Annotated in this window: 21 protein-coding genes; 10 read left to right on the top strand and 11 right to left on the bottom strand. The window is 33.0% G+C overall.

Features of this window, described 5'->3' with window-relative positions:
* The first annotated feature begins 915 nt into the window (after window positions 1–915).
* From ACFPTQ_RS05915 to nagB, 3 genes are read left to right on the top strand one after another with little or no spacing between them, the layout of a single operon-like run.
* Entirely contained in the window at window positions 916–1,797 is an 882-nt protein-coding gene (locus tag ACFPTQ_RS05915) for an inositol oxygenase family protein (protein WP_379775061.1), read from the top strand.
* Window positions 1,798–1,829: 32 nt separating this feature from the next.
* On the top strand, window positions 1,830–3,410 hold the full coding sequence (locus ACFPTQ_RS05910; RefSeq protein ID WP_379775058.1) for a solute:sodium symporter family transporter: 1,581 nt from the start codon (window positions 1,830–1,832) through the stop codon (window positions 3,408–3,410).
* 25 nt (window positions 3,411–3,435) lie between these two features.
* Window positions 3,436–5,364, top strand: coding sequence for a glucosamine-6-phosphate deaminase (gene nagB / locus ACFPTQ_RS05905; RefSeq protein ID WP_379775055.1), 1,929 nt, complete (start codon window positions 3,436–3,438; stop codon window positions 5,362–5,364).
* 216 nt (window positions 5,365–5,580) lie between these two features.
* Here the strand turns inward: nagB and ACFPTQ_RS05900 are convergent, their stop codons facing one another.
* On the bottom strand, window positions 5,581–6,438 hold the full coding sequence (locus tag ACFPTQ_RS05900) for a Two component regulator three Y domain protein (protein WP_379775052.1): 858 nt from the start codon (window positions 6,436–6,438) through the stop codon (window positions 5,581–5,583).
* 180 nt (window positions 6,439–6,618) lie between these two features.
* On the opposite strand from ACFPTQ_RS05900, the gene ACFPTQ_RS05895 reads away from it, so the two are divergent.
* Window positions 6,619–7,104 carry a DUF1761 domain-containing protein gene (locus ACFPTQ_RS05895; RefSeq protein ID WP_379775049.1) on the top strand — a complete coding sequence of 162 codons (486 nt, stop codon included), beginning with the start codon at window positions 6,619–6,621 and terminating at the stop codon, window positions 7,102–7,104.
* Between the two features lie 46 nt (window positions 7,105–7,150).
* Here ACFPTQ_RS05895 and ACFPTQ_RS05890 read toward each other — a convergent pair whose 3' ends face one another.
* Window positions 7,151–7,429, bottom strand: coding sequence for a 4a-hydroxytetrahydrobiopterin dehydratase (locus ACFPTQ_RS05890; RefSeq protein ID WP_379775046.1), 279 nt, complete (start codon window positions 7,427–7,429; stop codon window positions 7,151–7,153).
* Between the two features lie 96 nt (window positions 7,430–7,525).
* On the opposite strand from ACFPTQ_RS05890, the gene ACFPTQ_RS05885 reads away from it, so the two are divergent.
* Window positions 7,526–8,674: an 8-amino-7-oxononanoate synthase gene (locus ACFPTQ_RS05885; RefSeq protein WP_379775043.1), complete on the top strand. Its 1,149-nt coding sequence runs from the start codon at window positions 7,526–7,528 to the stop codon at window positions 8,672–8,674.
* Between the two features lie 5 nt (window positions 8,675–8,679).
* On the opposite strand, the gene ACFPTQ_RS05880 is transcribed toward ACFPTQ_RS05885, so the two are convergent.
* Entirely contained in the window at window positions 8,680–9,558 is an 879-nt protein-coding gene (locus ACFPTQ_RS05880; protein WP_379775040.1) for a diacylglycerol/lipid kinase family protein, read from the bottom strand.
* Between the two features lie 148 nt (window positions 9,559–9,706).
* On the opposite strand from ACFPTQ_RS05880, the gene ACFPTQ_RS05875 reads away from it, so the two are divergent.
* A complete protein-coding gene (locus tag ACFPTQ_RS05875; RefSeq protein ID WP_379775037.1) occupies window positions 9,707–10,672 on the top strand; it encodes an App1 family protein in 966 nt (321 codons plus the stop codon).
* A gap of 10 nt (window positions 10,673–10,682) precedes the next feature.
* On the opposite strand, the gene abc-f is transcribed toward ACFPTQ_RS05875, so the two are convergent.
* A complete protein-coding gene (gene abc-f / locus ACFPTQ_RS05870) occupies window positions 10,683–12,590 on the bottom strand; it encodes a ribosomal protection-like ABC-F family protein (protein WP_379775034.1) in 1,908 nt (635 codons plus the stop codon).
* A 66-nt stretch (window positions 12,591–12,656) separates the two neighbouring features.
* Between abc-f and ACFPTQ_RS05865 the strand changes: the two genes are divergently transcribed.
* Window positions 12,657–13,037 carry a DUF983 domain-containing protein gene (locus ACFPTQ_RS05865; RefSeq protein ID WP_278036439.1) on the top strand — a complete coding sequence of 127 codons (381 nt, stop codon included), beginning with the start codon at window positions 12,657–12,659 and terminating at the stop codon, window positions 13,035–13,037.
* Here the strand turns inward: ACFPTQ_RS05865 and ACFPTQ_RS05860 are convergent, their stop codons facing one another.
* From ACFPTQ_RS05860 to topA, 7 genes are all read right to left on the bottom strand, one after another.
* Window positions 13,038–14,087 (bottom strand): NAD(P)/FAD-dependent oxidoreductase, encoded by a 1,050-nt coding sequence (locus ACFPTQ_RS05860; protein ID WP_379775560.1) that lies wholly within the window; start codon window positions 14,085–14,087, stop codon window positions 13,038–13,040.
* An 82-nt stretch (window positions 14,088–14,169) separates the two neighbouring features.
* Window positions 14,170–15,060 (bottom strand): gliding motility protein GldN, encoded by an 891-nt coding sequence (gene gldN, locus ACFPTQ_RS05855; protein WP_379775558.1) that lies wholly within the window; start codon window positions 15,058–15,060, stop codon window positions 14,170–14,172.
* Window positions 15,061–15,111: 51 nt separating this feature from the next.
* Entirely contained in the window at window positions 15,112–16,650 is a 1,539-nt protein-coding gene (gldM, locus tag ACFPTQ_RS05850; RefSeq protein ID WP_379775031.1) for a gliding motility protein GldM, read from the bottom strand.
* Window positions 16,651–16,706: 56 nt separating this feature from the next.
* Window positions 16,707–17,357, bottom strand: coding sequence for a gliding motility protein GldL (gene gldL / locus ACFPTQ_RS05845; protein WP_278036441.1), 651 nt, complete (start codon window positions 17,355–17,357; stop codon window positions 16,707–16,709).
* Window positions 17,358–17,417: 60 nt separating this feature from the next.
* Complete coding sequence (gldK, locus tag ACFPTQ_RS05840) at window positions 17,418–18,833, bottom strand: gliding motility lipoprotein GldK (RefSeq protein ID WP_379775029.1); 1,416 nt, start codon at window positions 18,831–18,833, stop codon at window positions 17,418–17,420.
* Between the two features lie 214 nt (window positions 18,834–19,047).
* Window positions 19,048–20,202, bottom strand: a complete 1,155-nt coding sequence (locus ACFPTQ_RS05835; RefSeq protein WP_278036494.1) for a formimidoylglutamase — start codon at window positions 20,200–20,202, stop codon at window positions 19,048–19,050.
* Window positions 20,203–20,256: 54 nt separating this feature from the next.
* Window positions 20,257–22,758 carry a type I DNA topoisomerase gene (gene topA, locus ACFPTQ_RS05830; RefSeq protein ID WP_379775026.1) on the bottom strand — a complete coding sequence of 834 codons (2,502 nt, stop codon included), beginning with the start codon at window positions 22,756–22,758 and terminating at the stop codon, window positions 20,257–20,259.
* 299 nt (window positions 22,759–23,057) lie between these two features.
* On the opposite strand from topA, the gene miaB reads away from it, so the two are divergent.
* The 3 genes from miaB (at window position 23,058) to ACFPTQ_RS05815 (ending at window position 26,111) form a co-directional block, all read left to right on the top strand.
* A complete protein-coding gene (miaB, locus tag ACFPTQ_RS05825; protein WP_379775024.1) occupies window positions 23,058–24,503 on the top strand; it encodes a tRNA (N6-isopentenyl adenosine(37)-C2)-methylthiotransferase MiaB in 1,446 nt (481 codons plus the stop codon).
* A gap of 129 nt (window positions 24,504–24,632) precedes the next feature.
* Window positions 24,633–24,770 carry a hypothetical protein gene (locus ACFPTQ_RS05820; protein WP_379775022.1) on the top strand — a complete coding sequence of 46 codons (138 nt, stop codon included), beginning with the start codon at window positions 24,633–24,635 and terminating at the stop codon, window positions 24,768–24,770.
* A gap of 84 nt (window positions 24,771–24,854) precedes the next feature.
* Window positions 24,855–26,111: a sigma-54 interaction domain-containing protein gene (locus tag ACFPTQ_RS05815; protein ID WP_379775020.1), complete on the top strand. Its 1,257-nt coding sequence runs from the start codon at window positions 24,855–24,857 to the stop codon at window positions 26,109–26,111.
* Window positions 26,112–26,135 lie beyond the last annotated feature (24 nt).

Genomic DNA, 26,135 nt, shown 5'->3' with positions numbered 1-26,135 from the left:
TTAGTTAATAATATTATGGTAAAATTAACTTTTCACTAACTCTTCGAAATGGACAAATTCGTCAAAAACATATAAAATACAATCAAAAAGCAACAAAAAAATGGTTCAAAAATTCAGATTTGCATATTTTTTGGGTTATTTTTTTAAAAAAACAAGAAACAAAAACCTTAATATACAACGACTTATGTAATTTCATTTGTTTACTATTCAATTTTGTATTACAAACCAAAACATTTACTTCTTTTTAACATAAAAAAACATCAAATAAATTCACAAGACCTAATATTACGTACTCAACGACATAAGAACTATATAAAAATACAAGCATATTACACAATAACTAGTCAATCTCCTTGAAGAGAATAATAAAACCTATTCAACAATAACAAATAAACACAAGCTTTATTTACCTAAATCACTACATGGTCATCATGTATATAATAATCAACCCTATTATATAGTAGCCTAATTTAAATTGTAAAAAAAAACATTTTGGTTTAAACCCTACATCTAGAATTCACCTTTAATACAACAGAGGAAATAATTAATAATTTTAGTTGACACACATGCATAACTAATTAAACTCTTATAAAAACTTACATTGCTCATTTTAAACAAAAGCAGCAATTGACTTAAAACGCAGCCCATTCTTAATATTACTAATACCCAAAAAAAGAATTAACCACTAATACATTTTACTAAAGAATAGAATCAACTCTAAAGAATAACAAATAAACATTACATAATTAATCTGTTAAAAAAATTGCAGTATGAAAAATTTATCCATGTTTTTGAAGCATTTATCCATTTTGAAGAAGTGATATGTCAGTATTTTTGAAATTAACAAACAGCCCCTATAACTGCTTGAAAATCAAAAGAACAATAATTTATTTTCCCTTTTAAAAAAAACCAAAAATGAAAAATGTAAATACCAACGACAAATTCAATAATCCAATGCATCAAATTGATGATTGGGAAGAAAATTTAATCGAGCGCTATCCTGATCCAGCAGAAAGCAAAAAAGAAAAAGAAGAATTTAGAAATTATGTAGATTCGGATAGAGTTGAAACGGTAAGAGAATTTTACAGAATCAATCATACTTATCAAACCTATGATTTTGTTTGCGAAAAAGAGAAGGAATTTTTAAAATTCGATCGCAAAGAAATGTCACTTTGGGAAGCTGTTGATTTTTTAAATACTTTAGTGGACGACAGTGATCCAGACATCGATTTAGATCAATTCCAACATTTGTTACAAACTTCAGAAGCTATTCGTGCCGATGGTCATCCAGACTGGTTTGTTCTTACAGGATTTTTACATGATATTGGAAAAGTCTTGTGTTTATTCGGAGAGCCACAATGGGCAGTAGTTGGAGACACTTTCCCTGTAGGCTGCAAATTTTCGGATAAAATTGTTTACCCTGAATTCTTTGAAGCCAATCCAGACAGTACAAACGAAAAATACAACACTAAATACGGAATTTATTCACCTAATTGCGGTTTAGATAATGTAAAAATGAGCTGGGGACATGATGAGTATTTGTATCAAATCATGAAAGATTATTTGCCAGAGCCTGCATTATACATGATTCGCTATCATTCATTTTACTCGCAACACAGAGAGAATGCCTACACCCATTTAATGACTGAAAAAGATATTGAAATGTTCGAATGGGTTAAAAAATTCAACCCTTACGACTTATATACTAAGGCTCCTGTTAAACCAGACTCTAAAGCACTTAGACCTTATTATGAAGAATTAGTGGCTAAATATTTACCTGTTAAATTAAAATTCTAAAGAATCACATAATAACTTAATATCCATTTGAAATGTTATACAGTTACCTAGGCTTTTTTGGTTTTACCTTGCTTGTAATACTATTTACAAGCTACAAACTCAGAAAAGATAATCTGGACACTTCAAATGGATATTTTTTTGCTAACAAAAGCTTATCTGCCCCTATTATAGCGGGTTCAATGTTGTTAACCAACATCTCTACTGAACATTTAATAGGAATGAATGGTAGTGCTTATAGAAACGGTATTATTGTAATTGCATGGGAAATTACCTCAGCAATTGCATTGGTTATCGCCGCAATCTATATCATTCCACGCTTTATAAAAATGAAACTCACCACCATTCCTGAGTTTCTAGAAAAACGATTTGACTCTAATATTCGTTCTCTTGTAGCACTCCTATTACTGAGTTCATTTGTAGTAACCTTATTGCCTGTAATACTGTATTCTGGAGCATTAAATATTGAAAGTATCTTTGACTTTTCAACGATTTTTTCAATTTCAAAAAATGAGTCAATAATTTGTATAATTATCATTATTGGTATTATTGGATCTGCCTACTCCATTTTTGGGGGATTAAAAGCCATTGCTATTTCCAATTCACTTAATGGAATTGGATTAATGGTTGGAGGTTTATTAATCTCACTAATAGCATTATATCAAATAGGTGCTGGTAATATATTTGCAGGAATCAATAATATCTATCAATTTGCTCCCAAAAAGTTTGATATTATTGGCAGCGAAGACTCTGTACTTCCCTTCTCAACCCTATTTACAGGGCTTATGATTAATCAAATTTATTTTTGGGGAATGAATCAAACGATTGTTCAAAGAGCGTTAAGTGCAAAAAATTTAGAAGAAGCTCAAAAAGGAATTCTAATAACTGGAGGCCTAAAATTGTTAACACCTTTAGTGATTGTTCTTCCTGGACTAATAGGATATTATTATTTCCAAGAAGAATATTACTCAAAACCAGACTTAATTTATCCTTTATTAGTAAAAAAAATACTTCCTAGTTCCTTATATGGATTCTTTGCAGCAGTTATTTTAGGAGCAGTGCTAGGGTCGTTCAATAACATTTTAAATTCAGCAAGCACCATTTTTTGCATAGACATTTATAAGAAAAAATTAAACCCAAACGCAACTGATGAAAAAATAGCCTACTATGGTAAAATTTCAGCCGGAATTTTGGCTATTATATCCATATCTGTAGCTCCATTGATGTCGTATACTCCATATGGTTTTTATTTTCTGTTGCAAGAATTAAATGGAATCTTTTTTATACCTATTTCTTCAGTACTCATCGCCGGATTGTTTGTCAAGCAAATTAATGCTGCAGGAGCAAAAGCAGGACTATTTTTTGGTATTCTATTCTACCTTTTAACCTCTTTTATTTTACATCTCAACATTCACTTCGTTCATCTCTGGGGAATTGAATTTATTTTAAACTTTATCATCATGTTACTCGTTTCTAAATACTATTCTAAAGCAGAATCTAACACCGTATTTGTAGAAAAATGGACAATAAAAGATGAAAAATCATGGTCAGGTATAAATCTAGCCTCTAGCATTTTAATATGCATGACAATTATAATTTACATAATCCTATCTTAAATATAAAATCAAAACTAAAATCAAAATGATAAAAAGCAGTGTCGACAAAGCAACTGGGTTTGAAAAAAGATTTGAAAACATTAACACCGTAGTTTTCGAAAATTCAAAAACAGCATCCGTAGCCGTTGCACAAGAAATTGCAGCATTAATCAGATTAAAACAAGAGCAAAATGAATCTTGTATTCTAGGATTAGCTACAGGTTCATCGCCAAAAGGTTTATACGCCGAGTTGGTAAGAATGCACAAAGAGGAAGGTTTAAGCTTTAAAAATGTGATTACTTTCAATTTAGACGAATATTATCCAATGCAACCCGATTCTATCAATAGTTATGTTCGTTTTATGAAAGAACTGTTACTGGATCAAGTTGACATTTTACCTGAAAACTATCATATTCCGGACGGTACGCTTTCTAAAGAGGAAATCCAAGAATATTGTGCCCAATATGAGGAAAAAATTGAAGCTCTAGGAGGTATCGATTTGCAAATATTAGGAATTGGAGGAAACGGACATATCGGATTCAATGAATCAGGATCGTTACAAAATTCAAAAACAAGATTAGTAGCTCTAGATCATATCACAAGAGTTGCTGCAAGTAAGGATTTTTCAGGTTTAAGCAATACACCTAGAACAGCAATTACGCTTGGTGTAAAGAAAATTATGGAAGCCAAACAAGTAATCTTAATGGCTTGGGGTGAAGGAAAATCAAATATCATTAAAGTAGCTGTAGAAGGTCAAGTAACCAATTTAGTTCCTGCATCATTTTTACAAGAACATAATAATGCCGTATTTGTTCTTGACCAAGAAGCATCATCAAAACTTACTCGAATTAAAACTCCTTGGTTAGTAGAAAAAGTAACTTGGACAGATAAATTAATCCGAAAAGCGGTTTTGAGCTTAGCTCTACACCTAAACAAGCCCATTTTAATGCTTACTGATGCCGATTATATCGAAAATGGAATGAGCGATTTATTAGCCGATTCAGGGCCTGCTTATGAAATTAATATCAAAATCTTCAATCAATTACAAAATACAATTACGGGTTGGCCTGGAGGAAAACCAAATGCAGATGATACTAACCGTCCAGAAAGAGCCGAACCAGCAAAAAAAAGAGTACTGATTTTTAGTCCGCATCCAGATGATGACATCATCAGTATGGGGGGTACATTTATGCGATTACAAGAACAAGGACATGAAGTTCATGTTGCTTACCAAACTTCAGGAAACATAGCTGTTGCAGATGATGAAGCACTTCGTTTTGCAAACTTTGTAATTGATTACAATGAAAAATTTGGCATAAAAAGTGCTGAAGCTGAAGAAATATACAAAAAAGCTACTGCATTCTTAAAAAACAAAAAAGATAGTGAAATTGACATACCGGAAGTTCGATACATTAAAGGTTTAATTCGAAAAGGAGAAGCAAGAGCAACTAGTCATTTTGTAGGCCTACCTGATAGTCAAATTCATTTCATGGAACTTCCTTTTTATGAAACAGGTACTATTGAGAAAAAACCACTTGGTAAAGAAGACATCCAAATTACAATGGATCTTATTGAAAAGATCAAACCTCACCAAATATATGCCGCAGGAGACCTAGCTGACCCTCATGGAACACACAAAGTGTGCCTTGATGCTGTATTTGAAGCGGCTAAAAATTTAAAAGAAAAAGAATTCATGAACGACTGTTGGATTTGGCTCTATAGAGGTGCTTGGCAAGAATGGGGAATTGATGAAATTGAAATGGCAGTACCAATGAGTCCTGATCAAGTTTTAGCCAAAAGACATGGTATTTTTAAACATCAATCACAAAAAGACGGTGTAGTTTTCCAAGGAAGTGACGCTCGAGAATTCTGGCAAAGAGCTGAGGATAGAAATAGTGAAACAGCCCAATTGTACAACAAACTAGGATTAGCAACCTATGCTGCAATGGAAGCCTTTGTAAGGTGGAAATTCTAATTAAATTTCATATTTAAATTGTTTTTAAAAGCTGTTTGATTTTTTTCAAACAGCTTTTTATTTGAAATCAACTGTAGATTAAGCTCGATAAATTAAATCCATCTACTAAACAAACAATTCTACAAATTAAAAACCTGTGACGTTAATCACAGGTTTCCAAACACTAAACGTATTATAAAACTAACTTAATAAAAAACAATTTTCTAACCAAAAAAATTATTCTTCAGAAACTATAGGTCTTGTATCCACATCTACTGCTACATTCATTAAATAAGCTACCCCTTGTTCATTAATCATTGTCATATTAAGGGTATCTAGCATAGCTAACTTTTGTGTAACTAAACCATTGAATTTATTATAAGAAATATTCATTTCCTTCAAATTATTTAATTTTTCTATAGCCAAAGGAACTTGGCCTTGAAAGTTATTTTCAAACAAACTCAAATTAGTCAATTGAGTCAAATTAGCCACATCTGGACTCAATGTACCACTCAACTTATTACTATTTAATAAAACCGTTTTTAAAGACTTCATTTGATAAAAAGAAGCTGGAATGGTTCCTTCGATTTCATTATTAAAAACAGCAAACGTTTCTAAACTTTGTAAATCACCTAGATTAGATGGTAAAACACCCGTTAATCTATTCATGTATAATTCTAACTTTTTCAAATTAGTCAAGTTACATAAAGAAGCTGGGATGGCTCCTGAAAAGCTATTAAATGACAAATCTAAAAGTTTAAGTTCTTTTAAATTACCTAACGAAGTTGGTATGCTTCCTGCCAATTGATTTTTGTGTAAATTCAACTCTTGTAATTGAACCAGATTACCTAACTCAACTGGAAGTTGTCCATGCAAATTATTATCCTGTAAGTTTAAAGAAACTACTTTATCACCTACAACTTTCACTCCAGACCAAGTAGCCATTGGTTGGTTTAAATCCCATTTCGTTTTCCAATGTCCACCATCAGTTGCTTCATATAATTTAACCAAGATCTCTTTATCAGATAGAGTTTCATTTGCAACCATTGTTATCGTCGACAAAAGAATCAAAAAAGAAGTAATTATATTTTTCATAAACTTTGATTTAATTTACTCTGGTAAAAGTAATACAATTATCGATTAAAAACACAAAAAAATCGACAAAATACACACTGTGGTTGTTTTTAAATGTAATAATCTTACAAGTTTAAAGACAAATTGCTCAATGAATATATTTTTCTATATTTGATTTATTAACCTAAAAACCAAAACATTATGGAATTTAATTTATTAGCACTTGTAACGGCAGCATTTTCAACATTAATTGTTGGATTTATATGGTATAACCCAAAAGTGTTTGGATCAATTTGGATGCGGGAAGCTGGTTTAACTGAAGAAAAAATGAAAGGAGCAAATATGCTTGCCATTTTTGGACTTTCAGTTTTCTTTGCCTTTTTAATTTCTTTAGTACTACAAAATTTAACTATTCACCAAACAGGTGCTTTTGGTATGATAGGTGGCGGTGGTGCAAAAGACATTAAACCTTCCTATGCCGCTTTTATGGCCGATTATGGTACCGCTTTCAGAACCTTCAAACACGGAGCATTACATGGTTTTATAACAGGTCTTTTCTTTGCATTTCCTATGATAGCCATCAACTCACTATTTGAAAGAAAAAGCTGGAAATATACTTTTGTAAATGCAGGTTATTGGACAGTAAATTTTACAATTATGGGAGGGATTATTTGCGCTTGGCAATAAAAAAACGAACTCCTCTCCTACTATAACCAAGAGAGGAGTTTTCGTTTTAAAACAATTTATCTATTGCTTTTGCTAAATCAAAATCTTTAAATGTAACTCCATTAGCATCATGTGTGGTTAACCGGACAGAAACCCTATTATAAACGTTGTGCAATTCAGGATGATGATTGTGCTTCTCAGCTAACATTCCTAATTGAACAATAAAGGCGAGCGCTTGATTAAAATCCTTGAATAAAAATTCTTTCTCTATTCCATCTTTAAAAAAGTTCCAATTATCTAATTCAGACAAAAGCGATTCGGCTGTTTTTTCGTTGTATGTACTCATCAATTATTTTTTTTATTTAAAAGTATAAAAAATACGAGTTTAATAATTCTACTATAGTTAAAATAGTACCTTAGTGCTCTAATACTTTTTCTAAAATTGCAATCAAAACTTTCATTTAAGATTTACACTACTGTTCAAGACGTTCCTGAGGATTGGAATCACTTGGCAAAAAAAAATATTTTTCTATCAAAAGAATATCTGCAAATCTTAGAAACAGCGGCTCCTCAAAACATGGATTGCTGTTTTATAGGTTTATTTCAGGAAAAGGAACTTATCGGGAGTTGTGTATCCCAGTTTCTTGATTTGAGTCAAATACCATCTTTTGGTGAAAGAGATCATTGCCTACGTACAAAGATTAGAAATTTTGTTTTTAAACGTTTTGGATCCAGAGTACTTATACTGGGCAACAACATGCTAACAGGACAAAATGGAATCGCTTTTAATGAAAAAAAACAGAATAAATCGCTATTCAAACTATTAAAAGAAGTAGCAAACGCTTTAGAAAAGAAATATCAAAAAAAAGGAAAAAAACCTCATTTAACAATATTCAAAGATTTTTCAGAAACTGAAATTACAAACTTTAATCTTCCCGAATTCGATTCTTTTTATCGTTTTTCCACCCAACCCAATATGATTTTTAACATCAAACATTCCTGGGAAACATTTGATGATTATATTGCCGATAAAACCAAGAAATACCGAGATCAATTCAAACGAGCCCGAAAAAAATCAGATTCCTTACACAAACAAAAAATGAGTCTGACTGAAATTCAAAAGCATCAAACAGAAATTCATAATTTGTATATGAATGTTGCTAAAAAAGCTGCTTTTAACACCTTTTATCTCGGTGAAAATCATTTTGAAATTTTCAAGAAAAACTTAAAAGATCATTTTTTATTCTATGGCTATTTTGAAAATAATAAATTAATCGGATTCAACACTTTAATAAAAAATGGTAATGATATAGACACCTATTTCTTAGGATATGATGATAAGTACCAAAAAGAGAAAATGCTCTATCTCAACATGCTTTATGATATGATAGGCTACTCTATCAATAAAAAATACAAGCGAATTATTTTTGCAAGAACGGCTTTAGAAATTAAAAGTTCTGTTGGCGCAAAAGCAGTTGACACTTTTGGATTAATCAAACATAATAATCCTATTTTGAATGCATTCGTTGCAAAAACATTCAAATATTTTGAACCTAAATTAGAATGGCAAGAGCGAAATCCTTTCAAATAACAAGCTTATACTTTTAGCATAGCGACTTTTAACTTTCTAGTTTTAATTTGAACGTCTAAATTGGTTTCTTTACCATAAAACTCACCATCAATTTGAAAACTAATTGGCTTATTGATTTGTATCATCGCTTTTTCAGTAGAAATTACAGTAATATCCTTGGAAGAAACGGTTATTTGGCCTCTAATAATTTTCCAAAAAACACTCAAACTTAATTTTTTTAAAACAATTAATTCAAATTTACCATCACCCATGATTCCAATGGGATTTATCATAACTCCTGTTCCATACTTTTGCGAATTGGCTATCACAATCATCTGAGCTTTGGTTTCAATTAATTGATCCGAAGTTTTTATATGAACCTGAAATGATTTTCGCAAGCGTGATACTGTTTTGAAAATTTGCAGGGCATACCCTAATTTTCCTCTTAAAGGACTTTTTTCGTAATTTTTAATCAAATCGGCATTTAGACCAATATCACTTAAATGCAAACACATTTTATTATTGATTCTGATAAAATCAATTACAACAAAATAATCTTGAAAAGCAATAGCAATATTTTCTTCCTGAGATTTAATCAAACCTAAATCCGTAGCTAAACCATTAGCCGAACCTACAGGTAAAATACCGAATAAAACATCCTCATTTTCTAAGGCTTCGGCAACTAATTTTATAGTTCCGTCACCACCAGCAATAAGTACTCTATCGGGTTGATATTTTGCATAATAGTCTTTAATATTTTGCAAATCATTTACACCTGTTGTCTCAAAACAATAAAAATTAAGATTTAAATTTTCTGCATAATGTTTCACTTCCTCAATCAAATCCCATTTGTCTACCCCGCCTGATATAGGGTTTACTACCATCATAACATTATTTTTCTGCATTTTTACTTCTATTTTACTTTAAAATTAAGTAATTTAGAATATACTACAAAAGAAAGAACAGAAATGAAATCGGCCTGATTTTGAAAAACCAGACCACCAGAGACAAAATGATTGCCTAAAATTTTGAAAAGCAAACAGAAAGCTACAAATGAAACCAATAATTAAACTTTATCGAGGATATGCTAATGAACAGGAACTCATCGTAATGGGGCATGTCTTTCAACCAACAAAAAAAGTAGAATACGATTTTCAGGATAAGAACTTTAAAAATGCTAGTTCCATTATTGGTATGTACCGAATGAAAACCTGGCCCAATGCCGATATTTATTTAAAACACAACGGAAATACAATTCATACCCGAACACTTAAAGATGGTTATTTTAAATTTTGCATCCCTTTAAATCAAACCGATTACGGCTGGGTGGAATATGAGGTGAGTTTAAATTATAAAGGCAAAACAATTATGGAAAAAGAAACCTATATCAGGCCAAAAATTGACCATTTAGGCATTATTTCAGATATTGATGATACTTTCTTAGTTTCTTATACTTTGAATCCTTTACGAAAGCTTTACAACCTTTTGTTCAAGAATGTCAACCGACGTAAAATATTTGAAGATGTAACCATACACTATCAGGCTTTAAGCCAATCCGGAAGAGATGGTCATCAGGAACTCAATACTTTTTTTTATGTTTCCAGCAGCGAATGGAATTTGTATCGTTTTATCGTAAAATTCACTGAAATTCATCAGTTACCGAAAGCAGTTTTATTATTGAAAGATATTAAAACAAGTTTGTCTCAGTTTTTTTGGACTGGCAGAGGCGGACACAATCATAAATTCGAAAAAATTAAACACATTTTGGAGTTTTATCCCAATTTAAAATATATACTCATAGGCGATGATTCACAGGAAGATCCTTATTTGTATGAAGCCATTGCAAAGATTTTTCCTTTGACCATTCAGGCGATTTACATTAGACAAACAGCTAAAAATAAAAAAGCCAAAGTGACTAAAACCCTTCAAAATTTAGAAAGTCTTTCCGTAGAAGTTTGTTATTTCAAGAAAAGTAAAGAAGCGATTGCGCATTCAAAAAAAATAGGCTTAATAAATTAAGCCTATTTTTTTACAAATTATCTATTTCTTCCTGAACCTGTTCCCAATCCAATAACAGTTGGTCTAAATCAGCTTTCTTTTTATTATAAGCTTTAAAAAAAGCAGCATCTTCGATGTGTTTGTCGTAATTTGAAGCTAACATTTTATCGTCATTCTGAATATCCTTTTCTAACTGACTGATTTGGCTTTCTATTTTACTCAAACGGTTTTGCAGGGTTTTCCCTTTCTTTTGGTCTTCGTAAGAGACTTTCTTATTTTCCTTAGGAGAAGCGGTTTTTACCACCTCTTTTTTCTCTACTTCACGCATGTTCTCCATATTGCGTTGTTCCAGGAAAAAGTTGATATCTCCTAAATATTCTTTGATTTTTTGGTCTTTGAATTCATAAACAATATTTGACATGCCTTGCAAGAAATCCCTATCGTGAGAAACAAGCAATAAAGTTCCGCCAAATTTTTGTAAAGCAGCTTTCAATACGTTTTTAGACTTAATATCCAAGTGGTTCGTAGGCTCATCCATCAACAACACATTGATAGGCTGCAATAAGAGTTTACACAAGGCCAAACGGTTTCGCTCCCCTCCCGAAAGTACTTTTACTTTTTTCTCCACATCATCCCCACGGAACAGGAAAGAACCCAACATATCACGCACTTTAGAACGATTGCTATCTAATGCAGCATCTTCCATCGTTTGTAGTAAAGTGATTTCGCCATCTAAATATTCGGCTTGATTTTGAGCAAAATAACCTAGTTGTACATTATGCCCTAATTTGATATTTCCTTCGTATTCAAATTCGTTGACCAAAGCTTTGATAAAAGTCGATTTACCCTGACCATTTTGTCCCACAAAAGCTATCTTGCTGCCACGTTCCACTAAAAGGGAAATATCTTTTAATATCGTTTTATCACCGTAAGCTTTTGTTACATTTTCGGCTTCGATAACCACTTTTCCTGGTTCTTTAGAAACCGGAAACGAAATATTCATTACCGAATTATCATCTTCATCTACTTCGATACGCTCAACCTTATCTAATTTTTTAATTAAAGATTGCGCCATCGAAGATTTGGTCGCACTATAACGGAATCTGTCAATTAACTTCTGAGTCTCTTCAATCTTTTTTTGTTGGTTTTTTTGTGTAGCCAATTGTTTTTCACGAAGCTCCTCACGCAATTCCAAATATTGCGAATACGGCTTGTTGAAATCATACGCTTTTCCAAGCGAAATTTCGATAGTTCGATTAGTCACATTATCTAAGAACATTTTATCGTGCGATACAATCACCACAACTCCTGGATAATTACGAAGGAAGTTTTCTAACCAAATGATACTTTCGATATCCAAGTGGTTCGTAGGCTCATCCAGTAATAACACATCGTTATTTTGCAATAATAATTTAGCCAACTCGATACGCATTCTCCATCCACCCGAAAAAGTCTCCGTTTGATTGTTGAAAACCTCTCTTTTAAAACCTAAACCTAAAAGAATTTTCTCGGTATCGCCCACATAGTTATAACCACCTAGTAATTCAAAACGATGAGTGTAATCGGATAGATCTTCGATGATTTTTCCATACTCTTCACTTTCATAATCGGTACGGGTGACCAATTGATGATTGATTTCTTCTAATTTTTTTTCTACAATTTTAATTTCGGTAAAAGCTTCATAAGCTTCCTCAAGAACCGTTCTTCCTCTTTCAAAATCAATATCCTGACGCAGGAATCCCATGCGGATATCTTTCTCCTGAGAAATCACTCCTGAATCGGGTTTGAAATCACCGGCCAGCATTTTTAACATGGTCGATTTTCCGGCACCATTTTTTCCAACCAAACCAACTCTATCTCCAGCTCCTAATCGAAAGGTTACTTCTTCAAACAAATAAGTACCACCAAAAGAAACCGATAAATTGTGAATATTAAGCATATTTTTGTGACTATTGTTACATTGGTACTTTCACTAAAAATGTACCTTTACTAAAAATTTTTGCAAATGTTAAAAAAAGGATCCAAACTAAATAGTATTTTAACAGGAACTTGTCCGAAATGCCAAAATGAAAGCATGTATGAAGACAAAAACCCATTTAATATCACTAAGGTTTTAAAAATGAACCCTAAATGTTCCCATTGTGGTTTTGTATATCAAATAGAACCATCCTTTTTCTATGGAGCTATGTACGTAAGTTATGCGCTAAATGTAGCAATAGGAATCGCTACGTTTATTATTTCTTATGTTTTTCTTGGGGCGTCTATCAAAACAGCATTTATTGCTATTGTTGCTACACTTACTGTACTGGGTACTTTAGTATTAAGGTGGTCAAGAAACATATACATCAATATGTTTGTACACTATGACCCCAATTACAAAGCCTAACTAGCTTTTTCGTTTTACAAATCGGCTACTGTCTATTTCTTTAGGTAAAAGAATTCCTTTTTCTATATTTTCAAATAAAGCTTTTGCCATTGCAGGACCAAGCATCACTCCTCTAGTACCTAAACCATTTAATACATGGATAGAGTTACTACTAGGATGCGTACCTACTATAGGTCTTCGATCTCTTACGGTAGGTCGAACACCTGCAAAGTGAGATACGATTTCGAAATCGCAATTGATAATTTCCTTGATACGCTCTACCAATTCTTGTTTACCTTCTTCAGTTGGCAAATCGGTTTTGTCTTTCCAATTGTACGTTGCTCCTACTTTGAATAAACCATCTCCCAACGGAAGTATAAACACACTTGTATTTACAATTACATCCAAATCCAAATCGGGCGCTTTTATAATAAACAATTCGCCTTTAGTTCCATCCAAAGGCAAATGATTAAAATAAGGATTAGAGTGCAAACCAAAACCCTCGGCAAAAATGATATGTTTTGCCTCAATATTTTTATATTGAATACCATCAGAAAGTATTTCTAAAGCCTGATAGTCGAAAGTTTCTTGCAATAAAAGCTGTTCTTTTATTAAATACGCCTTGTATTGTTCCAATAAAGAGGCTGTATCTACATAACCCGTATGCAAAACTTCGCCATAATCAAAAGGCGAATCAATACCAACATATTTTTTTGTGATAATGGTATTGGACAAAAAAGGAGCCAAAGCGGGTTTATCAGATGCGGCAAACCAATTATTTTGTTCTTCGATAGAAAAGAATTTACGCAAAATAGGCTTTTTGAAATCAACCGTCACTGGAATTTTGAGCTTCAAATGAGCGTAAAATTGATTCATTAACTCCAGTTGCTCCTGAGCCTGCCAAACTTCACTAAAACGCTTCAAAATAACAGGATTGTATAATCCTCCTGCAATTTTGGATGAATTTTGAGATTCATCACTTAACACCAAAATGTTTTTGTCATTAGCTAAAGCTACTTCAGCAAAAGAAATTCCAGCTAATCCGCAACCTACAATTAAATAATCGATCATCATTTTCAAATAAAGGACAAAAATACATAAAACAAAAAACTCCTACCATCAGGTAAGAGTTTTATATAAGTTAGAATGGAAATTAGTAATTCCACATATCCGATTCAAAATCACGAATTTTCTCCTTAACACGCTCTGCTTCTAACAATTGATTTTGAGCATTATCTTTCATGTATTCTTTAATTTCTCTATCGCCATATACATTTTCTTCTTTGTATATTACGCTATTGAAACGTCTAGCATTAAGAATTTGATCAAAAGAAATTGGCATAGCCGAATTTTTATTGTTGAAAGATTTAGCTTCATGCAAAACCTCTCTAGCATCTGGGAAGAAAATCCAGAATAATTCAATATAATCTTTCTCTTCACTATTCATCGTGTACACATCAGGCGTAACTGGACAGATAGCTAAAAGACGGTACTTTAATTCGCTTTGACGTTTATCAAAATACCAGAAACCTTTAATCTTATATTGCGTAACATCTTGAGCTGTTAAATCAGATCTCATAATGTATTCTTCAGATACTTTTTGTCCAGCATTAATTTGCTCTCTACCCGCATCTGTAGTATCAATTCTACTTAAAGAAGCTTGAATATCTTTATAGGTCTTTTTTGTATTAAAATAACTATCCGCATAAACCTCAGTGATACGTTCTTCTTTAATAGCTCTGGTCAAAACATCATACAAGGAACGTCTGTCCGAACCAATGTTTGCCGTATCAATTGGAAAATAAAGTGGAAAGTTAATTCGTTCACTTAAATCAATAATTTCCCAAACCATTTTACCCATCAACACATCTCTATCATGCACATAACCATAAGCCAAAGGTTTATCGTTATCTGAGATTTGCTGTGCTTTAGTTTTTAAACCAATTTCTTCAGGAATTCTAGCATTCAACAAATTAGACTGAGCATAAGAAGCCACTCCTCCAATTAAAGCGATTGCCATTATCAAAAAATTTCTCATATTCATCATAGTATCATTAATAAGAATTGATTTAAACTTCTGGGTAAAAAGTATTTTTTATTGAATTTCAAAAATTACTGGAGCTGTTCTTGGCAACAAATAATTACCTGCTCCTACTAATTTAGTTTTGATTTCAGAGATAGTAACTTGGTCACCTCTTACTGCCTTAGACAAAACTGATTTACATTGTGCATTTAATTTATTACCTGAAACTACTACTGTAGGCTGACCTGTAACTTTTAAATTAAACCCAACAACTTCAAGATTAACATCAAAATCAAAATCAACTAATTTAGCACCAACTGTCGCAATTTCAAGGTTAGATTTTGGCCCTTTTACAACACCCATTTCCCCTCTAATTGTTCCTGTTGGACCAGGAATACCTTTAATTCTAAATACTCTTTTATCTGAAACAGTTTGTCCATTAGGTAATTTACCAGTAACATTAATTACTACCTCATTACCTCCTTGCGGACTCATCACATATTTTCCATTTCCAACTTTAGACAAACCTGGAGCGGATGCATTTACATCTTTATCTGAAATACCAGCGAATGATACAGAGATTGGATTTGTAACTCCTCTATACACTACGTTCATTTTATCAGCAGAAATAGTCGCTGAATTTGGCTTAGGAACAACTACATATTTCCCTGAGAATTTCAAAGGAATCGTTTTTCCATCTTCTGTAAAAGTAAATTGACCACCTATTGTTTGTTCTCCAACTCCACCTGCAGTTAATGAAATCATCGCTTGACCGTTAACAATTTTACCAGGACCTGAGAAACCAGATGGTTTAGTATTTTCATCGTAACGTCCTAAAACTACTTTTCCTGTAACTTGCTCTCCTTGGAAATAAGCATTTTTGTCTAAAACTACAATTGCTTGGTAGTTACTGTAAGAAGCTGCTTCAACCGCTGCTTTACCTAAAGCAATGCTATATACATCAGACTCTACTTTGTTAATATCATTTTGCCAAGAAGAAAGTTTTGCAACAGTAGCAATAGCTGGAAAACCTTTGAAGTGGTAAGACAAATATTTATCTTTTAAACCTTCTTTGTTTTTAACATCTGAAAGGTCGAATTTCTCCTCTACCTCTTTAATAATTCCACTGTATTTTTTTTCTGTACCTAACGTAGCTTTAATATCTGCTTTGTACTTTTCTATAGTGGCAACAATTTCTTTTCCTTTTTTAGAATAGCCTTCTCCTGTAAACCAATCATCAACATTATCACCTTTATCCATGTCTTCATAAGGTAATTTTCCTGTTTCTGGATTCGTTTCAAAACCTTTAGTAGCTTGCTCTTTTAGAGAGTTAATATAATTAAAAAAGTTATCTGTAATAGTTTTTACTTTGTGAGCCGTTTGCGATGCAACAGCAAATTCTCCTTTCGCCTCTGCTGCTTTGCTATCAAGTGCAGCCAACATTTGATCATTGGTTTGTTTTGAACTAGCATTTGAACTTTCAAATTTTTCGTTCATTAATCCAAAACCTGATATCACTTCTTTCGAAACATTCATCGCTAACATAGAGATGAAAACCAAATACATCAGGTTAATCATCTTCTGTCTAGGGGTAAGTTTTCCTCCTGCCATATTTTCTAATAATTAGTTGTGGGGTAGTTTTTTTAAATAGTCTTCAAACTTAATTATTATCCTTTATTGCTCATTGCAGAAAGCATACCACCATAAACTTGGTTCAATGAAGAAATGTTTGCCGTCATAGATTGCATTTGCTCTTTTAATTGAGCCGCATTTTCAGCAATTTCTTTGTTAGCTTCAGCATTTCTAGAAGCACTTTCTAATTGTACTTTGTACAAACTGTTTAAAGCTTCCATTTGAGCAGCAGCCATAGACAATTCGTCACTATATTTTTTTGTAGCAGCAATTCCGTCAGCAGCTGGAGCAATACCTTTTGCAGCTGATTCGAAATTTTTAATACTATTTCCTAAACTTGCCATTAATTCACCATCAATTTTAGCTTCTTTAAGCATGTTATCTAATTTTTGAGATAACAATCCTTGCGCTTCTGACGTTGATTCCGCTTTTGGTTTTTTATTTGGATTAGGAGTTCCATTAGCCAATTCAGGATACACTAAGGTCCAGTCTAATTCATTTTCTACGGGTTCAAAAGCTGAAAGCGCAAAAATAAAAGCCTCTGTTAACAATCCAATAGAAAGCATCAATGTCCCTGTTAATGGTCCGATTTCAAAGTGAGTAATTTTAAAAAGAGCTCCAACAATTACTACTGCTGCTCCCATACCGTATGCAAAATTCATTGCTTTTTTTCCTAGTAATGCCATAATGTTAATTTTTAATAGTTAGTGTGTAGGTTTTATTTATATTTATTAATTAGGGTTTTTTTATCGATTTCTATTCGCTCTTCTAGTAGTTGTATTTCCAGTATTATTAACTCCCATGTAATCTTGAACAGTTCTAAATCCGATAAAACTTCTAGCTGAATCTGCATATTCAAAATCACGAGTACTTACTTGCAAGAAATAGGAAACATCTTTCCAAGATCCACCACGAACTACTTTTCTTTTATTAGAAGCATCTAAAACATTAGGGTTCATTGTAGATACATATTCGTAAGCATTTGGATCATAAGAAGAATCCGTCCATTCAGAAACATTACCAGCCATGTTATATAAGTTGTAACCATTAGGCTCGTACGATTTTGCTTCAACAGTATATAAGGCTTGATCAGCGGCATAATCTCCTCTATTAGGCTTGAAGTTAGCTAAGAAACAACCTCTGTCATTTTTAGTATAAGGTCCTCCCCATGGATAAGTAGCCGATTCCAAACCACCACGAGCGGCATATTCCCATTCTGCTTCAGTAGGCAATCTAAAATTATTAATCAAGTCACGACCCGTTTTTTTAGATTTGATATAACTGTTTTTATTTAAGGTTCTCCAAGCGCAAAAAGCTTTTGCTTGTGTCCATTTTACACCTACAACAGGATATTCTCCATAGGCTTTGTGCCAAAAATAATCGTTGTGCATTGGTTCATTGTACGAATAAGCAAAATCCTTAATCCATACTGTAGTATCAGGATATACTTTTACTTCTTCATTTCTGATAAAGTCTTTTCTTTTACCCACTTTTGCCTTAGCTGCTGCTTGAATATCCATCCAAGAATAACGGAATTTCAACTTTTCAACATCAATGGTTCTCAATCCATTATAGGCTTCTTCTAAAGGAATATACATAGAATCCATTACTTCAACGTAATATTCATCTGGATACTGTTGTGGATCTTTAATTAATTTTACTTTTTTATTCAATTTTCTTCCTGCATATTGATCGTCTTCGGTTCCGAGGCTATAATAATTATCATACATGTACTTATCGTAAGCAGACATTTTTTCGGGATCAGCATCATTAAAAGCAAAATCACCAATACTACCCGCTTTTTTACCTTTACCATCTCCAGCCTTAACTCCTTGTGTATCTGCTAAAATAGCCAACTTCATTCTGATTGTAGAATCTTTTACCCATTCTACAAACTGACGGTATTCACTGTTAGTAATTTCTGTTTCATCCATGTAAAACGAACGAACAGTAACTGTCATTGTTTTAGCATCTTGAACACCAGCAACATCTTCATCAGATTTACCCATGATATAGGCACCTCCTGGAACTAACGTCATTCCATAGGGTTTCTCCGGATGCCATTTTGCACCTTTAACACCGACCAATTCTCCTTTATCACTCGATTTTCCACAGCTAATTAAAAGTGACAAAATTGCCGCAAACGCAATGAACTTCTTCATATAAATTCGGGTTATATATTCTTTATTTTTTTCGTTTGTAAACCTATTTATTATTTATTAATAAAACAATATTTTTTTTCTGTATTTAAATAGCCACTCCAAAATTAGAGTTAAATAAATTATAAAAAAAATATTTTATCGATTAAATGCTAAAAATCACCGATAAAGTGCGATTTTACATCTGTTTTGTAAGTTTTATTTTTCAATAAATCTTTTACAAAAGATTTTTTCTTTGTGCCTTCCACCATCTTTCTGGTAATTCTTGATTACATGCAGCTAGATATTCTTCATGCGAACAAGGTAATAACGTATTTCTTTTTAGTTTATTATTAACATTTGATACAAATGGTATTTCGATCCACCAACGATCTGTACGATCGCTTTTATAAAAAACCAAAGTCTCTTCATCTATAAGAACACTATATTTTATATAATTTTCTCTGCTTCCAAATGGATATTCATTTGAACGATAATGATAACCTTCTATAAAATACCAAATAATTTGTGAAATCAACACCGATTCCTGTGCCGTATTATCATGATTAAAAACACCAAACATACTTACTTTATCACTAATACCAGCATATCTGGAAAGAGCACAAATTTCTTTCCCATTAAAACCATTGGGTGCAAAAGAATTGAAATTACCCGAATCAGAAGATTTAACAGAATTTAAATCCAAACTTACAATATCGGCATCTCTAAAGACCGGTTCTGCAATAGCAATATTATGCGAAACTTCTCCAAGACGATAGGCATCGAAAAACAGCTTTTCGATTAAATCTATCTCTTCCTGAGAATTGTAATAGGTTTGATAACCAATATTGCAAAAATTAAATAAATTATTGGGTTCATCAATAATAATTCTACTCAAATAGGAACTACTAGACATTTCTTCGTCTTCTTTTCCAAAATCGAATTTACTATCAATAGCAACCAAATTAACCATTTGTTCCAATTCATCGTAAGCACGATAAAGCGAATAGGTTAAATCTTGTGAACCACCAATAACAATAGGAATTATTTTCTTTTTAATTAAATCAGCGGCTACTTTGCGTAAAGCAAAATAGGTATCTTCCTTTGAATTTCCAGGCAAAATATCACCTAAATCAGCAATTGTCATGTCCCAATTTCCAGGAAATAAACGATACAATTCCTTTCTCACAATACTTAAATCACCTGTACTGCTATTCGATGAAACACTTCCGCGATTTTCTAAAACCCCAATTAAAGCAATTTTAACCTTATCTAAATCGGGAAATTCGTTCTTAGTGTGAAAAACCACTTTACTTCCTAGTTGCTGAGTACTTAGCGAGTTTACAAATGCTAAGAATTCATTATTTAAGGGTTCTAGAAAATCAAATCCTATCATAGTTGCTTATTCTTATTTTTTATTTCCCAAGAATTAAAAGGAAAAGATAAATTATTTCTTTTTTGTTGCTGCTTTCTTAGCAGGAGCTTTTTTTGCTGGCGCTTTTTTAGCAGGTGTCTTTTGAGCAATCATTTCTTGAACTTCAGCCAAAGTCAATTTGGAAGCATCAACATCTTTACTCAATTCAATTTTGATTTTTCCTTTTAAAATAACGGAACGACCCCATCTTGCTTTTTCTACAACAATCCCTTCCTCAACCCAGTTATGAATAACTTTGTCTATATTTTTTTGCAATTTATCCTCTATCAACTCCTCGATATCAGCCTGAGATAAATTATCAAAATTGTATTTTTTACTCACATTAATAAAAATGCCATCCCATTTTATAAACGGACCAAAACGCCCTGTACCCTTTTGAACAGGCTCCCCCTTGTAAGTAGCAATAGGAGCATCTGCTTTTAATTTTTCATCTATTAACTCTTGAGCTCTTTCTTTTGTAACAGCAAGCGGATCTTCGCCTTTTGGTAACGAAATAAAAACACTTCCATGACGTACATAAGGACCAAAACGACCGTTATTTACTTCCACTTCTTCCTCTTTATATGTACCCAATGATTTTGGCAATAAAAACAAATTTAAAGCTTCTTCCAAAGTGATATTTCCAATATTTTGCTCTTTCATTAAACTAGCAAACTTCTTATCTTCATCTTCAGCATCGCCAATTTGTGCCATAGGACCAAATTTACCTAAACGAACAGAAACTGGTTTTCCAGATACAGGATCTACCCCTAAGATGCGCTCTCCACTTTCTCTATCGGCATTTTCTTCAACATGTTTAACCGTAGGATGAAATTGATCGTAAAACTCCTGCATCATCTTAGCCCATTCGATATTACCTTCGGCAATTTCGTCAAAATCCTGTTCTACTTTGGCCGTGAAATTATAATCTAAAATATTACCAAAATTTTTCACTAAGAAATCCGTAACAATAGTACCGATATCAGTTGGCACTAATTTTCCTTTATCAGAACCTGTATTTTCTTTTAACAACTTCTCTGCTACTTTTCCAGATTGCAAAGTAAGCTGCGTATAATTACGTTCCTGACCTTCTAAATTTCCTTTTTCTACATAATTTCTATTGATAATTGTAGAAATTGTTGGTGCATACGTTGAAGGACGTCCAATTCCTAATTCTTCTAATTTTTTAACTAAGGAAGCTTCGGTATATCTTGCTGCAGGACGTGAATAACGTTCCGTAGCGGTAATGAAATTATTTTGTAAATTTTCATTCACTTTCAAAGCAGGCAACATTCCTTCTTGCTCTTCCTCGTCGTCATCATGTCCCTCCAAATACACCTTCAAGAAGCCTTCAAAAAGCAACACTTCTCCTGAAGCAGTAAACAACTCATTATGATTATTTGCTGCAATTTTAACATTAGTACGTTCTAATTGCGCATCACTCATTTGCGAAGCTAATGTTCTTTTCCAAATCAAATCGTAAAGCCTAGCTTGATCCCTATCAATATCAACCGTATGACGTGACATATCTGTAGGACGGATTGCTTCGTGTGCTTCCTGTGCTCCTTTGCTTTTGTTAGCAAATGTTCTAGGGTTAGAAAACTCCTTTCCATAAGACTTAATGATTTCAGCCTGAGCCGCATCCATTGCTTCTTTGGACAAATTCACACTATCCGTTCTCATGTAGGTAATCAATCCCGCCTCGTACAAACGTTGTGCTAACTGCATTGTAATTCCAACAGGCAAATACAATTTACGAGCCGCTTCTTGTTGTAAAGTCGAAGTGGTAAAAGGAGCTGCAGGTGATTTTTTGGTTGGTTTCGTTTCTAAATCAGCTACTTTATAAGTCGAACCAATATTTTTATTTAAAAAATCTTCAGCTTCTTTTTTAGAATTGAAATTTTTAGGCAATTTAGCTTTAAAAGTTTTTCCGGCTTCATTTGTAAATTCGGCAACAACGGAATAAGTAGCTACAGCTTTAAAATCTTGAATTTCGCGTTCACGTTCTACAATCAATCGAACAGAAACTGACTGAACACGTCCAGCCGAAAGTCCGCCTTTAATTTTTCTCCATAAAACCGGCGATAATTCATAACCCACCAAACGATCTAAAACACGACGCGCTTGTTGAGCATTTACCAGATTATAATCAATTTCACGAGGATTATCGATAGCTTTTAAAATCGCATTCTTTGTAATCTCATGAAAAACAATTCGTTTTGTTTTCTTTTTATCTAATTTTAATTCTTCCGCCAAGTGCCAAGAAATAGCCTCTCCCTCGCGGTCCTCATCACTTGCTAACCAAACCGTCTCGGCATTTTTAGATAACGTTTTAAGTTTGCTAACTAAAGCTTTTTTATCCGACGAAACTTCATATTTAGGCAAGAATCCATTTTCTACATCAACACCAATTTCCTTTGAAGGTAAGTCGGCAATATGACCATAACTCGATTCTACTTGAAAATCACTTCCTAAAAATTTCTCTATCGTTTTTGCCTTTGCAGGTGACTCAACTATTACTAAATTCTTTGCCATTGCTTTATTTTTCTCAGACAAAAGTATCTATTTTTTTTAAATACAAAGACTTTACTTTTTATTTTTAAACGAACGAGACTTATACATTAATAAGATAATAGCTCATTTAGCCCCTTAAATTAACAATCAATACAGCCATTAATAGGTTCGATTACACCTACTTTCTATACGTTTAAAAATGAAATAGCATTATCAACAAGTAGCTAAAAACAAAATCAAAAATTACTGTTAATTCTTTAGCTGACATCTTGTCATATCCATTCGAATTCTCTTATCTTTGTAGTCTGAAATTACAACTAATGGAAAAGATTATAGAAGAGAGCAAACAAGGTGAAAGTCTTGTTTTAGAAAACAAACCCGAAAACAACAAAAAACTATACATAGAAAGTTATGGCTGTGCGATGAATTTTTCGGACAGCGAAATCGTTGCTTCGATTTTATCTAGTAACGGATACAACACGACTCAAGTTTTAGAAGAAGCCGACTTGGTTTTAGTTAATACTTGTTCTATTCGTGATAAAGCAGAGCAAACTATCCGCAAACGCCTTGAAAAATACAACGCTGTAAAACGCATTAATTCCAAAATGAAAGTAGGCGTTTTAGGCTGTATGGCTGAACGTTTAAAAAGTCAATTCTTAGAACAAGAAAAAATTGTCGATTTAGTAGTAGGTCCTGATGCGTATAAAGATTTACCTAATCTTTTAACAGAAGTAGAAGAAGGAAGAGATGCCATAAACGTTATCTTATCTAAAGAAGAAACCTATGGTGATATTTCACCTGTACGATTAATGAGTAATGGAATTACCGCTTTGGTTTCCATCACTCGTGGTTGCGACAACATGTGTACTTTTTGTGTAGTTCCTTTTACCAGAGGACGCGAAAGAAGCCGTGAACCACAAAGTATTATGGCAGAAATTCAAGACTTGTATGAAAAAGGGTTTAAAGAGGTTACGCTTTTAGGTCAAAACGTAGATAGTTATTTATGGTATGGTGGCGGATTGAAAAAAGATTTCGACAAAGCCTCTGAAATACAAAAAGCTACTGCCGTAAATTTCGACCAATTATTAGAAATGGTGGCACAGGCATTTCCTAAAATGAGAATTCGTTTTTCGACTTCTAATCCTCAGGATATGCACGAAAGTGTTTTACACGTGATTGCTAAATATCCAAACATTTGCAAACATATTCACTTACCTGTTCAATCAGGAAGCAACCGTATCTTAAAAGAAATGAACCGTTTGCACACTCGAGAAGAGTACATGGAATTAGTTGATAAAATTTACAACATCATACCGGGTTGCGCAATCACTCAAGATATGATTACTGGTTTCCCAACAGAAACTGAGGAAGACCATCAAGACACCTTAAGCTTAATGGAATATGTAAAATACAATTACGGATATATGTTTGCCTATTCTGAAAGACCAGGAACTTTGGCAGAAAGAAAAATGGAAGATGACGTACCTGAAGAAACTAAATTAAGACGCCTCCAGGAAATTGTTGACTTACAACAAAAACACTCACTCAGTACTTGTCAGGAGTTTATTGGTCAAACCGTTGAAGTTTTAATCGATAAAATCTCTAAGAAATCGGCAGCAGAATTCTCAGGAAGAAATTCACAAAATATCACGGTAGTATTCCCTAAAGAAAATTACAAAATTGGTGATTTTGTGAATGTAAAAATCACATCTTGCACGAGTGGAACATTAAAAGGAGAAGCAGTGGGTTATTCTGATATGAATTAGAAAACCCCATCACTATATGTTATTGCGAGGAACGAAGCAATCTTACTAAAGATATAAAAAAGAATTTCAATCAATCCAAACTGGATGTGATTGCTTCGTTCCTCGCAATGACAAATTAAAAACATACAAATGACTAAAAAACAACTATTCATTGCAATAGCCACTTTTATACTTGGATTTGGAGTGACTTTCTACATTATGAAAATCTATTTCCCTAAGCATAAAGTAGAAAAAACAACTTCAAACAATACTCAAACAAATCCATAAAGTACCTTTTATTCAATATGAACTCTTAGATCAAACATCAAGAAATCAAAACAAGAAACAAAGAACACTTTAAAAACAATAGAAATGGAATCAGTACAAAACATAAAACAACGATTTGAGATTATTGGAAACGACCCAAAGCTCAATCGTGCCATTGAAAAAGCTATTCAAGTGGCTCCTACTGATATTTCAGTATTGGTTACTGGTGAAAGTGGTGTAGGTAAAGAAAACATCCCTAGAATAATCCATTCATTATCCCACAGAAAACACGGCAAATACATTGCTGTAAACTGTGGTGCCATTCCAGAAGGAACTATTGACAGTGAACTTTTTGGGCACGAAAAAGGAGCTTTTACCGGAGCTACAAGTACACGTGAAGGTTATTTTGAAGTAGCCAATGGTGGAACTATTTTCTTAGACGAAGTAGGTGAACTTCCGCTAACAACCCAAGTTCGTTTATTAAGAATTCTTGAAAATGGAGAATTCTTAAAAGTAGGTTCATCACAAGTTCAAAAAACAGATGTCCGAATTGTTGCGGCAACCAATGTGAATCTTTTCAGTGCAATTGAAAAAGGAAAATTCCGTGAAGACTTATATTATCGTCTAAGCACTGTGGATATCACCTTACCTCCTTTACGAGACAGAAAAGACGACATCCATTTGTTATTTAGAAAATTTGCGGCCGACTTTGCTCATAAATACAAAATGCCTCCATTAAAATTAGATGACAATGCTGTACAGCTTTTGCAAAAATACCGTTGGAGTGGAAACATTAGACAACTTCGAAATGTAGCCGAACAAATTTCAGTTTTAGAAACCAATCGCGATATCACAGCCCCTACCTTGCAATCGTACTTACCTCCTACTGAAGGAAGTAATTTACCATCTGTAATAAGTAGCAATAAGAGCGAAAGTGATTTTAGTACCGAAAGAGATATTTTATACAAAGTACTTTTTGACATGAAAAGTGATTTGAATGATTTAAAGAAACTCACATTGGAACTAATGAAAAGTGGCGCTGCAAAAGCTCAAGATATCAACCCTAATCTTATTCAAAAAATTTACGGCACTAAAGAAGATAACGAAATCGAATTTGAAGAACAAGCGGTAACAACAGTTGTATCACCAACTACACACACTGAAACGTACACAAATCCCGAAGACAATTATTTGTTTGCCGAAACTATTGAAGAAGAGGAAGTATTACGATTAGAGCAAAAAGAAATCGAAATGATCAAAAAGTCCTTAGAAAAAAACAAAGGAAAAAGAAAAGCAGCTGCTGATGAATTAGGAATTTCTGAACGAACCCTTTACCGAAAAATCAAACAATTCGACCTTTAAAAAGAAAAACCAATATTAAAATCC

The organism is Flavobacterium sp. GCM10022190 (genome assembly GCF_042656445.1).
Lineage (GTDB): Bacteria > Bacteroidota > Bacteroidia > Flavobacteriales > Flavobacteriaceae > Flavobacterium > Flavobacterium nitratireducens.
The sequence above is the reverse complement of the archived record's forward strand: the minus strand, read 5'-3'. Positions and strand labels throughout refer to the sequence as shown.